This is a genomic window from Enterococcus infantis (genome assembly GCF_049166715.1).
GTDB classification, from domain to species: domain Bacteria; phylum Bacillota; class Bacilli; order Lactobacillales; family Enterococcaceae; genus Enterococcus_C; species Enterococcus_C leclercqii.
In genome coordinates this window covers 44,665-56,951 of record NZ_JBMHFB010000006.1, presented here as the reverse complement: position 1 = coordinate 56,951, position 12,287 = coordinate 44,665, and the positions used below count along the sequence as shown (strand labels likewise).

Here is a 12,287-nt window from a genome sequence, read left to right as displayed (position 1 = left end):
TTACTTCGTTAAATACACTTTAGGAATGTAACTTACTCTCCTTGGCTAATGCTAAACACCCCATCGTTCCAGCGTTATCACCCAGTCCAGGTATGAGGAGGTACTCTTCTACATTAGGATAGTCGATGTAACTGCCCATGAGTTCCTTAAAACGCACTTGAATCTTTTTCATTAGGTGGCTTTGCTTCATAACACCACCACCCAAAATAATAGCATCCGGCGAAAACATCAAAGTAGTGTTATATGCGCACTGAGCAATGTAATCTGCTTCAATTTCCCAGATAGGATGGTCTTCTGGCAAATCTTGTCCTTTTATGTCTGCCCTTTTTTCAATCGCTGGTCCCGCAGCCATACCTTCTAGACAGTCATGGTGGAATGGACAATTTCCCTCATAGGAATCAGCTTTATGTCGCCGAACTAACATATGCCCCATTTCTGGATGGCTAAATCCTTCAACAAAACGGCCCTCTTGAATGGCACCACCACCGACACCAGTTCCAATTGTATAATAAACAAGACTTGAAAGTCTCTTGCCATTACCAGCTACATATTCCCCGTAACAAGCAGCATTAACATCCGTTGTCCAGGCAATTGGAATGTTAAAATATCTTTTTAAGGTTCCTACAAAATCAAAATTCTGCCAAGCAATTTTCGGTGTAGAAGTGATATATCCGTAAGTATCCGATTCTCGATGAATATCGATGGGACCAAAAGACCCCACACCGATGCTGGCTAAATCCTCTTGATATTTCTTAAAAAAATCAATCACTAACTCCATTGTTTCAGCTGGGGTTGTTGTCGGAAAACTAGCTCTTTCTTGAATGGATAATTCTTGATCACTGACAGCACATACAAATTTTGTACCGCCAGCTTCAATTGAACCCAGCAACATATATATTCCTCTTTTCTGACAATCTCATTTTTAAAAGTAAACTGTCGATCTTAATCAGAAGTTCAATTACTTGTTTGTCTCTATCGTGGGATTCGTTCATCCCTTGACAATAATTTGGCAAATTTTTGATGGGGCTCACTTTGATACCAATAAGCTACGGTAGAAATGTCATCTTCTCTTTCATACAGTTTAATATCATCGTTACCTAAATCTTGGAATGTAACGCGAAGGTTTTTATGGAAAGAAATTGGATCTGGCAAATGCCAGCGATATAACCCATGCATTGGTAATGCATCATCGCCAAAACCATGAACTGGATTTGGATTTGGTTTACCAGCACTAAAGAAGTCACGGGTATGATCTCTTTTTGATTGGAATGGATAACCCATGTATAATGTATTGAAATTTTCAGCATGGGCCATTTCGCCAAACTCTTTTTTATGAAATGCCCAAGCCCCACCGAAATAGTCTTCTGCACCAGTAGAAGTCACTGTGGGAAACTCTTGATCATCGTCTAAATAAAATTTAAACTCACCTTCACCCCACCAATATCTTTCTAATGCACACAGTGCCATATAAGTTCCTACGTAGTACCCTTTGCCTTGAATATTATCAATTAGCGTGTAATCCACACCTTTTTGCGTGATTCTTTCCCGACTCCATTTTGCGTGGAAGTACATTGCTTCATCAGGAACATCTGTTAACGCAAAGTTGAAAGTATAGAAGATATGCTTAATAAATTCAGGATGCTCACTAGTCAAGGTGATTTTCGCTTTTTTCCTAAATGGCATTTCGAAGTAACAGTTCATCCCTGAGGTAGGATTTACAACGATTGGTAACGAATTAACGTCACATCGAGTTCCAAATCCATTACAGAAAAAATCTCCTAAAGGACATTCCACTGAAGGTGTTGTCTCATCATCCCAGTACATCCGCAGAATCAAGTCTCGTAGTACAAAACTTCCCGCTGTTGTTTTATCCGTTACCGTCATCCAAAAATGACGGAGGACCCCTGGACCCTCTATTTCTGCCAGAGTGATTGTCTCCCCGGCATTAATTGGTACCGATGGTGACCCTTTTCGCCCTACACCTAAGTGGCTGGCAGTCATAGCAGCTTTACCCTTCTCACCGGATTTATTTTCTGGTGTTATTGTACGGCTTTGTTCTCCTTGATGCATCCAAATATTACTCAGCTGTTTCATTTTTATCCCTCACTCATCTTCTTCAATGGTATCGTTAGATTGAGCATTCATATATTGAATTTGTTGCTGAGATTCTAACACTAGCTTATTTAAATCCAATGTAGGTGCGTCAATTTGTAATAAAATACTCATAGCTAATGGCAAGTTTAGACCTGCAATAACATGAACTCTATCCGAAATATATGGAAAAAACTTTTGGTTAACACTACCGCCAGCCATATCCGTCAAAACGATTGTCTCTCCTTCCTCAGACATTAACTCTGCAACTTGTTGGTCTATATCTTCATTTGACTCAACATAGGCACATACTGCCTTAATTCGATCCGTCTGACCTGTCAAAAATTCTAGTGTTTCTTTAAACCCTTTAGCCAAATTTGAATGACTTGCTATAACTAACTTCCTCATATACTCCACCTTACTTTATTATGATTATGCTAAAATTCCAAAACCCGACATCACCATCGCAAATACAATGACTAAAAGAATCAACCAAGTCATGCTGACTTTTTTCTTTGATAGCAGATAATAAGCTGCACCAGTGATTATTACCGGGATTAATGCTGGCAAAATTTTATCTAACATTGGTTGAATTTCCATAGCAACTTCACCAAATTTAAAATTAATTGGTGTGGTTACGTTGATAACTGATGCAACTAACGAACCTACCACCGTCAGACCTAAAACAGAAGCTGCTTCTGTCAAATAGGTAATCTTCTCACCATATTCAGTAATAATTTTTGTCCCTTGCTTATAGCCGAATTCAAAAGCTCGCATCCGAAAGAAGAAAATTACTAGAATTAAGGCCAGCCATAATAGTGTACCTACAGGATTGCCTTCTAGAGCCATATAAGCAGCTATCGAACCCATAATTGTTGGAATCATCGTCATCAATAAAGAATCACCGATCCCTGCAATTGGGCCCATGGTTCCGACTTTAAAATCCTGAATAGCATCTTTGGCTTTTAAGCCTTGCCGTTCTTCCATAGCTACTACTGCGCCTAAAATAATCGCCGCCAACCAAGGTTGGGTATTATAGTATTGAAAATGATTATTTAAAGCTTCAACATAATCTTCATCTTTTTTGTAGATTTTCCGTAAAATTGGTGATAAAGCATAGGCCACTGACGCCCCTTGTTGGGATTGGTAGTTAAAGGTACAAACGCTCATCAACCAACGGTAGTTAGCTTTACGTAAATCTTTCCTAGTTACTTTATATTGACTATTTTCTACGTGATTTTCCATGATTATTCATCCTCCCCCATGAAACTATCTCCACCACCGCCGGCAGCTTGCAATTGTGCATCTTTTTCAGAGCGGTGATATACATTAAAAGCTAAGGCAAAGCCAATAACGGCTGCACCAATAATTGGGACTTTCAAGAAAGCAGCTAAGAAAAATCCAATCAATAAGTAGCTCATGTAGCGACCAGTCGGCATAAAGCGAAGTAACATCGCAATACCTACGGCTGGTAACATTTTTCCGGCTAGGGTTAAACCACTCATAAACCAAGCTGGCATACTTTCCAGTAAGAAATTAACAGCAGATTGTCCTAAAGTTACAGATAAAAATACTGGAACTGCTGCTGAAAGTCCAAAGAACACAGGACCGAGCCATAAAATGCTGTTCATTTTCTTGAACTCAAGTTTATTTGCATATTCTTGTGATTTACGAACAACAAAGCCATTTAAAATTTTAACAATAACATCCAATTGAACGCCTAGCATTCCTACTGGTAAACCAACTGCCAAGCCGGCCTCCACTCCAAGGGAAGTACCAAAAGCAGTAGCAATAATCGTTGTAGTCCCATAATCCGGTACTGATGAACCACCAAAGCCAGCAACACCTAAAGACATTAATTGCACGGTCCCACCAACAACTAACCCTGTTTTCATATCACCCATCAAAAGCCCGGTAAACAGCCCCCAGAAAACTGGATAGTTTACGAAAATCATGGGGATGCCGTAATAATCCACATGTTTTATAAAGGCTAAAACAGTTAACATAATAATTTGAAATACTGATAAGTGCATGTTCTTTACTCTCCTTTTTATTAAATTAGTGTTGAAACATTCTGTGCTTTATCAGCTGGCACAAATTGAGTGACAATATCAACACCTGCATTTAAAAGCGCCTGATAGCTTTCAATATTCTCAGCAGAAGCATATGCTCGTGGTGATAATTGTTTAGCACCTTCTTTGACCACCGTGCCACCAATAATCAGTTTTTGAATGTCCACGCCATTTTTTACAAGATTCAAAATTGTTTCTGGCTCTTTTGTGATAACAAAAACTTTTTCGCGATCGTATTTTCCATTGTTGAAATTCTTAATGGCAGTTTCTTCGGTAATAATCGATACCGCCATCCCAGCTGGACGAGCTAAACGCATACTAGCTTTTGCGATATCATCGTTTGCAACCTTATCATCAATTACCATTACCCGATTTGCTCCTGACATTGGCGCCCACTGTGTTACGATAATGCCATGTAATAGGCGATTATCAATTCTTGTCATTACAATACTCATATTTATTTCCTCCTAGATTTTGATTTACACTTTTCTATAAGCAAGTAGCATGCCAAAAATAAAAAAGCTTGATAAATCAAGCTTTTTTCATATAGTCATATACATAACTTACTTCTAAAGGTGGAATTTCGACACTATAATACTGCTCAACGACAGTGAATGCTCGTTTAAATTTATAATAAAAATTTTCTAGCTTTTTGTCTTCAAAACTCAAACTAATTTCATCCTGCAAATGCGATTGTGTAACTAAACGCTCGATTAAGCAACTGATATGAACATATAGTCCAAAACTAGTATTATTATCAATGATGACATTCAAATCGTTTTGCAAAATATAAATTGCATCAGTCACTTGCTCTAGTAGTTTCGTCGGATTTAAGATGGTTAACTGTTCCATCAGATTAGTTAAGCTAAAATTCTTCAGAATATTATGATTCAAAGCTTCCATTTCGTAACTTGAAAAATGCTTCGTAAGTTTGCTCGAAATTTCTTCAATATTTAAGCCAAGAATCAATTCTTCAATCGAATAAAAAATCATATCCTCTAAATCCGGATCCAGTGTGCCGACAATAAACAAGATATTATATTCTTGTTCAAGTTCTTCTATATAGTTTTCGTTAGCTAGTGAGTAAAAATCGCAAGTTTCTATCAAAATATCCGTTTGTTTAGGGAAGCTTTGTTCTAGAATTGTTTTTAGCTTATAGGACGTTCCCAAACCACTGGCACAAGAACATAAAATCATATCTTTTTTTATCTTAGACGCTTGATAGATTGCATTAATTTCATGATTATGACGAATACTACTTAAAATATCCTTTAGGGGTATCTTCAATGTTAATTGATTCGCCACCTCCAATGCCATTTTGGTGGTGACATTATTAAGCAATCCAATGGTTTTATTCGCTGGAATATCCAATCGCTCATGTATTTTCTCCAAAGAGCCCATATCAACTAATAGAATCAACTCATCGAAGGTACTTCTCTCTTTTAAGTAACTATTAATTTGATTTGAAATTTCCTCAGAAGTACTTTGCAAAGGCATATTAATCCCATCAAATATAAAGTCCCCGATTAAAGTATTGGCAGTTTTTGCTATCGAGGTTGCCGTTGATTCTCCGTGCGCAACAATCAATGCGAGTCGATTTTGGCTATAACTTTTATCAATCATTAAGCGGAACAGCACCGTTAAAACAACCAATTCAACTTTATTAAAAGTAATATCGCAATTATTACCAAAATCCTCAACCATGATAAACTCTCGGCTACAGTTAGCAACAAAGTAATCAAACAAGTCAGCAGCTTCTTTTTCTGATAGGCCTAAGACATCTTCATTAATCCAACGGTTCAAGTAAAACAACGCAATTTTTGAATAGAAAAAATCAACATTTTGTTGATACTCTTTTTCAAGCATCTTCACATAGTGTCTAAAATTTAATTCCAAATAACTTGCGTGATTATCACTAGTCTCCATTTGAATTTTGTTAAACTGTCTTTTAAAGAAGCGATCCAAGTCAATAAATACATCCTCAGCCTCTTGTCGCCTTACAAAAATTTGATTTATTCCTCTTAAAAATTGTTCGTAAGAGAGAAGATGGTCCATGTTTAAGATATCGGTCAGTTCAATCATTTCAACTTTTTTTACCATTAGCTTATTTAGATCGTATTGTGTCCCAACAATCGCTGGTAAATTCGCCATCTTAACATCTAAATGCGAATTGCTATCATTAGAAGCATATGCATTTGCACAAGTTAGTTGAATAATATTCTTCAAATTTCCAATATTGCCAGAGAAGTCATAATTGGCAACAAACGTTAGGTAGTGATTTGAAACCCGAATTTTTCTCTTAAGTTTTTCTTCCTCTCCTTTGAAAAACATCTGAGTCAGCTGTTTCTTTTCGGTGAGAGAACGACTTTTTAATGTAGGTAGTGTAACTTTTACTGGAATTCGCCGCAAAAGCGTTGTCAGTAAATTTTCTTCCGGTTTTTCAGAAGTTGCAAAAACAATCCGACAGTTTGACTGATACCTAGTTTCATTATCCCCCAAGCGATGAAAATAAGTCGTATCCATAAATTGAAAGAGCTTCTCCTGACATTCGTTACTTAATGCATGTACTTCATCAAGAAAAAGAACCCCACCATTAGCCAATTCTGCAAGACCTTTCCGACTTTTCTCAGCACCAGTATATGCGCCTTTTACAAAACCGAAAAAATTGGCCAGAAATAGCTCGGGATTATTTGCATACTCACTACAGTTTACCGCGATAAAATTACTATCAGCATCGACAAATTCATAAGTAACAAGGTGCTGGTAAATGGCCTTTGCTAAAAAGCTCTTCCCCGTGCCAGTTGCTCCATGAAGTAATATCGGTAGTCCAAAATCTGGATACTGAATTGCCGCCTTAATTTGATCAATTATTTTTTTTAGACTTCCCTTACTTCCTATTGTATTTTCTAAAGCTGAATATCGATTTTTTTTCATCCATTCTTCAGCTTCAGACAATGTCGCGAAGTCTTTCCCGCCAACTGATTGTTTTGCTAATTTTAGGAAAACTACCGGTCTTGTATTAATTTTTCCCAACAAACCGTCTTTACAAAACTCATTAAGATATTGTGAAACGATATTGCGGCTAACATTAAACTCAGTTGCTATTTGCCTAGCATTGTTATTTTGCCATTTATCCTTATTTTGAGTGTTCTCAGTCACATACGAGAGTACTTGATCTTTCAGCATAACTTATCCCCTTACTTAACACTATTAGCTTTATTTCGACACTATGATTGTAACAGGTAACATCCACACTTCATATACTTAATCCTCACAAAAAAAGTCTGGTGACCTAATAAACTAATGGTCACCAGACTTTTTTAAATGTTGTAACAGCTTTTTGACATTCAAACAAGTTTTTACATTAGTCAGTTTGCTTGTCTATCAACGTGGCATTTCTATCACTTGCGCTAGATGTTGAATAGCAATCATTCGTTCCTTTTTCTTGATACCAGAAAGGTGTTACCTCATAGACACAGGTATTTCTTCCGTTCCAGTTACAAGCTTTGTATTTCTCAATGAATCCTTCAAAACTATTATTAAACGGAATATTATCACAAATTTGAAGCCTCATTACTGAGGTATGCCCATTTCCATTGACTGGCATCCTAGATTGGGTTGCATAGGCAGAATCGAAAAGTGCAAAAGGTGGCTCGGCAGCCCAGGCATATCCGATATAATCTTCACTTCCTGTGCCAAATGTTGAAGGAAACTTCTCGCCGTCTACAAAAAATTTTTCGTCGCCTTCTCCCCACCACCAATCGATGGTTTTATCGTCCCATTGACCATACCACCACATGTCGCTTTCTGCTTGTGGATCAAGCCAAGTGTCAAAGACATGCATATGGACTCCACAAAATCTGCCTTTACCATTTAACAATAACAATGGCCAGTCGGGCCAACGCTCTCCGCCTTTCTGAAATTTGGTTTCATCTTGATCTAAAAAATCACCATTATGCCATTTTGCATGAAATCGAAGCAATGTATCAGTATGTGCTCTGGACGACTCTTGGCTATTCAGAACTAGCCGACAATTCAATTTCATATTACTCTGATTATCTAATACGATCTTATATCCTTCTGAATAGGGCATATACCAATTTGCATACATCCGTTTTTCGGACACCCCGTTAACCAGTGTCTTAAATTGATTATATCCTGGAGCTGTACCAAAGAAATCACCAATTGGTACGGATACCGAAGGAGTTTCTTCTTGATCCCAATATATTTTTAACAATGTGTTACGTAAGATTTCTTCCAAATCGCTTGGGGCATAGCTTTCATAATCAAACTCAAAGCCTAGATAGTTAATTACGCCAGCACCGTTCTTTTGAATTGTAAACTCGGAGCCTTTAGCAATCACACAGTGTTCTAAAAACTTATTGTCAAAAAATGACTCCCCTCTGGCATATAACTTTCTATCCAGTTCAGCAACTGCAATCAATCCTTCTTTTGAAAGAAGATCTGAAAAATTGGGTAATATTTCGTCGCTTGGGACCTTCGAATAAGTAAAATGGTAGTACTTACCCCAGTCCTTTGAAAAAGTAATTTTAATTCCTTTATTAAAAGGAATGGGAAAAAATGAATTGTAACCCCCAGATAATTTAGGCATTAAACTAGGGAATCCCGCTGGAGATACGTCGTCACATATCTGCTCGAAAAACTGTCTAAATGGACGTGAATAACTCGGTGTTTCTTCTCCGTCAAAGTAAAAATTGATATTCCCATTTCCAGGTTGTGCAGACCAAATTCTCCAGATCACTCCAGGTCCATCCATCTCAACAACGACATTCTCGTCATTGTCAATCCTAATGATGCCATCACCATCATCATTTGCCGCCCATTTGATATATTGGTCATTTTCTGCATCGTATTGTGAAGAACGATCATAGCTGGAAAACGTTCCAGATTTTTCCCCGTCTTTAGGTGGCTCCGCTAGTTTACTTAAATCGGTTAAACGATTTAATAAATCTTTTACTTGAGTGATTTTTGCTTTTTTAGTGATTTCTTGCATCCCTTTAACTCCTTAATCTATCAATTCTATAAACGAATTGTAAAAAAATATCTTATTTTACTGCTCCATCGGCAACACCTTTGATGATATGTTTTTGCATAAAGAAGTAGAAAATAATAACTGGAATAATGGCAATTAGCAATCCTGCTAGTGCCAAATGCCATTGTTTTGTATAGGCACCAAAGAAGTAGAACATTTTAATTGGAATTGTTTGCATGCCCGGCTTATTAATAACCAAAGATGGCAACAGATAATCATTCCATATTAGAATGGCATTCAGTAAGGCTACCGTTACCGCAGTTGGTTTTAACATCGGATAAATAATTTTGAAGAAAATTTGCCACCGGCTCGCACCATCAATAGTAGCAGCTTCATCAAGGGATTTTGGAATACCTTTTAAAGCTCCGACAAACATGAATACGCCCATGCTAACATTAAACCCGAGATGCATGAATACAAGCCCTACTCTGTTTAGTAAGTGCACTTTACCATAAATAGAGACCAATGGAATCATAACTGACTGAAACGTAACTAACATAGCAGTGATGAAAACAAAATAGAAAATTTTGCACAGTCGGTTGTCTGACCGCTGAATCGCGTAAGCCGCCATTGATGAGACCAATGAAATTAAAATTACTGCCACCACCGTTATTAGAAACGTGTTTAGAAAAGAGGTTGCAAAATCCAATTCTTTAAATGCTTCAGGATAATTCGCAATCGTGAAGTTTTCTGGTAAACCAAGTGTATTAGAAAAAATTTCATTCTTCGACTTAAAGGAATTAACTACGATCAAATAAAAAGGTAACAGCCATATCAAAGCGAAAAAAATTCCAAAAATTGGCGATAATTTGATTTTCTTTTTCATCTAAACTTCCACCTCTTTCTTTCGACTGAAATAGACTTGTGAAATCGAAACAAGCGCTAAGATTAGGAAAAATACCATTCCTTTGGCCTGTGCTAAGCCCATTTCACGTTGAGAAAATGCCGTATTCACTATATTCATTGCAACCATTTGCGTGGATTTGAATGGTCCACCGGAAGTTAGCGCCAAATTTTGATCATAGATTTTAAAACAGAAAGATAACGTCATAAACAGACTAATTGTAAATGCTGGTCGAATCATCGGAAACTTAACATGGATGAATTTTTGCCATTCACTTGCTCCGTCCAGACTCGCAGCTTCTAACAGAGACTCATCTATACCTTGCAAGAAAGCAATATAAATCACCATAATATAACCGGCATATTGCCAGGCAACCATGATTACCATCCCCCAGAACCCAGTTCCAGGGGAAGCTAACCAGCCACTTAGCTGCTCTACTCCAATCGCTTCGCCAAGTGCAGTAAAACCTTTAATGAACACAAATTGCCAAATAAAGCCTAAGATTAACCCACCAATCAGATTTGGCATAAAGAAAATGGTTCTTAAGAGTGCTGCACCCCTAAATTTTTGGGTGACAATTAATGCCAGTGATAAACCGATGAGATTTATCAAAATCACTGTTACAAAAGAGAATTTAATCGTAAACCACAACGATGTTAAAAATTCTGTATCTTCAAGCAAACGTTTGAAGTTATCCAGACCAATAAAAGTCGAGGTGCTAATTCCATCCCACTTTGTAAATGAATAATAGATTCCAATTACAAATGGAACGATTACGATAGCCGTGACGGCAAAAATTGCTGGCAAAATAAAGCTATATGACCATTTTTGACTATTGATTGTATTTTTCCTAAGAGTTTTTGTTTTTGTAGATATTGATTCTTCCACCATAACCATTTTTGCACCTCCTTAATTATCTGCCGATGCTTGCCAGTTCTGCTTTGTTTCGGTGACAATGTCGTCCCAAGTGGCTTCGTTTGAGACATATTTTTGAATGCCTGTTCCAATTGTATTTTTTAACCAGTCGACATTAACCGCATTGAATACTGATTGCCGATATTGATCGTTGTTAACATATTCTGTGTACTCATTGATTAATTTATTCTCAGATTTATAGTCTTCATATCCTGTATAAGCCGGAATAAACATGAAGTTTTCTACAGTGTTTTTCTTACCATCTTCTGAGCAATTCATATAATCTAGGAATTTTTTAGCAGCAGCTACTTCTTTTTCACCTGCTTCTTTATTAACAACGTAATAGTTTAAACAACCACCATCAATATATCGTTCTGGTGTGTTGTCAACAGGAATCGGTAATAAACCTACGCTATTTTGAGCCCACTCTTCATCGGCTTGGACCAATGTCGGAACTACCCAACTTCCTTGCATTGCAATAGCAACCTTCCCGCCGATGAACTTATCGTCAATTTGCGTTGAATAATCCAGACTAGCAGTTGGCTGAATAGAATAATCATTTTGAATATCAACATAGTACTTCATCTGGTCAGCATATTTGAACTCAAAGCTTGGTGCCTCAAAAGCTTTGACTGGATCATAGTCAAATTCTGGTGCTACGAAGATACCGCCACCATGCATTCCAGTTGACCAAGTTTCCTTGGCTGGGAAGGCGAAAACGGCTTCTAATCCTAATTTCTTTTTCTGAGCATCCATTTGTTTTACTGCTTTGGTCAGATCATTTTGTGTTTTGATATCATCCGCATTAATTCCGGCTTTTTCAAATACATCCTTATTGTAGATATATGAATATACTTCCATGCTCATTGGGACAGCACCGACGCCACCATCATCGAGCTTCATCGCCTCAATGGTACTTGGAATTGCGGTTTTAACTGATTCTGTATCAGAAAGATCAGCAGCATACTTTTTATAATTACTAAATTGATCTAACCCAGCTGCCATGAAAATCGTAGGTTCTTCTCCTGAAGAGAATTTAGCTTTCAGGGATGCTTCAGAATCCTCCCCACCGCCAACAAAAGTCACATCAATATTGATATCTTTATTCTTTTCTTCAAATTTATCGACAAAAGCTTCCATTTCTTTTTTATATTCCACCTTTGTCAAAAACATACTGATGTTTGTTTTGCTGCTATTGCTAGCAGAGTCACCATTACCGCAAGCGGTCAATACAACCCCGCCAGTTAAAATTAGTGAACTAAAAAAAATTTGCTTCCATGTCTTTTTCATCTCTATCTTCCTTTCTTTTAGT

11 protein-coding genes are annotated in these 12,287 nt (G+C 37.3%); all 11 read right to left on the bottom strand.

Annotated elements, in window-relative coordinates; translation table 11 throughout:
• Window positions 1-19: 19 nt before the first annotated feature.
• Window positions 20-892 (bottom strand): ROK family protein, encoded by an 873-nt coding sequence (locus ACOMA8_RS08380; protein WP_421369999.1) that lies wholly within the window; start codon window positions 890-892, stop codon window positions 20-22.
• Between the two features lie 80 nt (window positions 893-972).
• On the bottom strand, window positions 973-2,094 hold the full coding sequence (locus ACOMA8_RS08375) for a glycoside hydrolase family 172 protein (RefSeq protein ID WP_421369997.1): 1,122 nt from the start codon (window positions 2,092-2,094) through the stop codon (window positions 973-975).
• A 9-nt stretch (window positions 2,095-2,103) separates the two neighbouring features.
• On the bottom strand, window positions 2,104-2,499 hold the full coding sequence (locus tag ACOMA8_RS08370) for a PTS sugar transporter subunit IIA (RefSeq protein ID WP_421369995.1): 396 nt from the start codon (window positions 2,497-2,499) through the stop codon (window positions 2,104-2,106).
• Between the two features lie 24 nt (window positions 2,500-2,523).
• Window positions 2,524-3,336, bottom strand: coding sequence for a PTS system mannose/fructose/sorbose family transporter subunit IID (locus ACOMA8_RS08365; RefSeq protein ID WP_421369993.1), 813 nt, complete (start codon window positions 3,334-3,336; stop codon window positions 2,524-2,526).
• Window positions 3,337-3,338: 2 nt separating this feature from the next.
• Window positions 3,339-4,124 carry a PTS mannose/fructose/sorbose/N-acetylgalactosamine transporter subunit IIC gene (locus tag ACOMA8_RS08360; RefSeq protein ID WP_421369991.1) on the bottom strand — a complete coding sequence of 262 codons (786 nt, stop codon included), beginning with the start codon at window positions 4,122-4,124 and terminating at the stop codon, window positions 3,339-3,341.
• Window positions 4,125-4,144: 20 nt separating this feature from the next.
• Window positions 4,145-4,618, bottom strand: a complete 474-nt coding sequence (locus ACOMA8_RS08355; RefSeq protein WP_421369989.1) for a PTS sugar transporter subunit IIB — start codon at window positions 4,616-4,618, stop codon at window positions 4,145-4,147.
• 76 nt (window positions 4,619-4,694) lie between these two features.
• Window positions 4,695-7,349, bottom strand: a complete 2,655-nt coding sequence (locus ACOMA8_RS08350) for a sigma 54-interacting transcriptional regulator (RefSeq protein ID WP_421369987.1) — start codon at window positions 7,347-7,349, stop codon at window positions 4,695-4,697.
• Window positions 7,350-7,527: 178 nt separating this feature from the next.
• On the bottom strand, window positions 7,528-9,177 hold the full coding sequence (locus tag ACOMA8_RS08345; RefSeq protein ID WP_421369985.1) for a glycoside hydrolase family 172 protein: 1,650 nt from the start codon (window positions 9,175-9,177) through the stop codon (window positions 7,528-7,530).
• Window positions 9,178-9,229: 52 nt separating this feature from the next.
• Window positions 9,230-10,042, bottom strand: a complete 813-nt coding sequence (locus ACOMA8_RS08340) for a carbohydrate ABC transporter permease (RefSeq protein ID WP_421369983.1) — start codon at window positions 10,040-10,042, stop codon at window positions 9,230-9,232.
• The gene (locus tag ACOMA8_RS08335) at window positions 10,043-10,957 is read right to left on the bottom strand and encodes a carbohydrate ABC transporter permease (RefSeq protein ID WP_421369981.1); all 915 of its coding nucleotides are present in this window, start codon (window positions 10,955-10,957) and stop codon (window positions 10,043-10,045) included.
• 12 nt (window positions 10,958-10,969) lie between these two features.
• Window positions 10,970-12,265 (bottom strand): ABC transporter substrate-binding protein, encoded by a 1,296-nt coding sequence (locus ACOMA8_RS08330; protein ID WP_421369979.1) that lies wholly within the window; start codon window positions 12,263-12,265, stop codon window positions 10,970-10,972.
• Window positions 12,266-12,287: the final 22 nt, after the last annotated feature.

Excerpts from the sequence above, each read along its gene's own strand:
- ACOMA8_RS08350 (WP_421369987.1), bottom strand. The coding sequence starts at position 7,349 with ATGCTGAAAGATCAAGTACTCTCGTATGTGACTGAGAACACTCAAAAT.
- ACOMA8_RS08375 (WP_421369997.1), bottom strand. The coding sequence starts at position 2,094 with ATGAAACAGCTGAGTAATATTTGGATGCATCAAGGAGAACAAAGCCGT.
- ACOMA8_RS08355 (WP_421369989.1), bottom strand. The coding sequence starts at position 4,618 with ATGAGTATTGTAATGACAAGAATTGATAATCGCCTATTACATGGCATT.
- ACOMA8_RS08335 (WP_421369981.1), bottom strand. The coding sequence starts at position 10,957 with ATGGTTATGGTGGAAGAATCAATATCTACAAAAACAAAAACTCTTAGG.
- ACOMA8_RS08370 (WP_421369995.1), bottom strand. The coding sequence starts at position 2,499 with ATGAGGAAGTTAGTTATAGCAAGTCATTCAAATTTGGCTAAAGGGTTT.
- ACOMA8_RS08340 (WP_421369983.1), bottom strand. The coding sequence starts at position 10,042 with ATGAAAAAGAAAATCAAATTATCGCCAATTTTTGGAATTTTTTTCGCT.
- ACOMA8_RS08380 (WP_421369999.1), bottom strand. The coding sequence starts at position 892 with ATGTTGCTGGGTTCAATTGAAGCTGGCGGTACAAAATTTGTATGTGCT.
- ACOMA8_RS08365 (WP_421369993.1), bottom strand. The coding sequence starts at position 3,336 with ATGGAAAATCACGTAGAAAATAGTCAATATAAAGTAACTAGGAAAGAT.
- ACOMA8_RS08360 (WP_421369991.1), bottom strand. The coding sequence starts at position 4,124 with ATGCACTTATCAGTATTTCAAATTATTATGTTAACTGTTTTAGCCTTT.
- ACOMA8_RS08330 (WP_421369979.1), bottom strand. The coding sequence starts at position 12,265 with ATGAAAAAGACATGGAAGCAAATTTTTTTTAGTTCACTAATTTTAACT.
- ACOMA8_RS08345 (WP_421369985.1), bottom strand. The coding sequence starts at position 9,177 with ATGCAAGAAATCACTAAAAAAGCAAAAATCACTCAAGTAAAAGATTTA.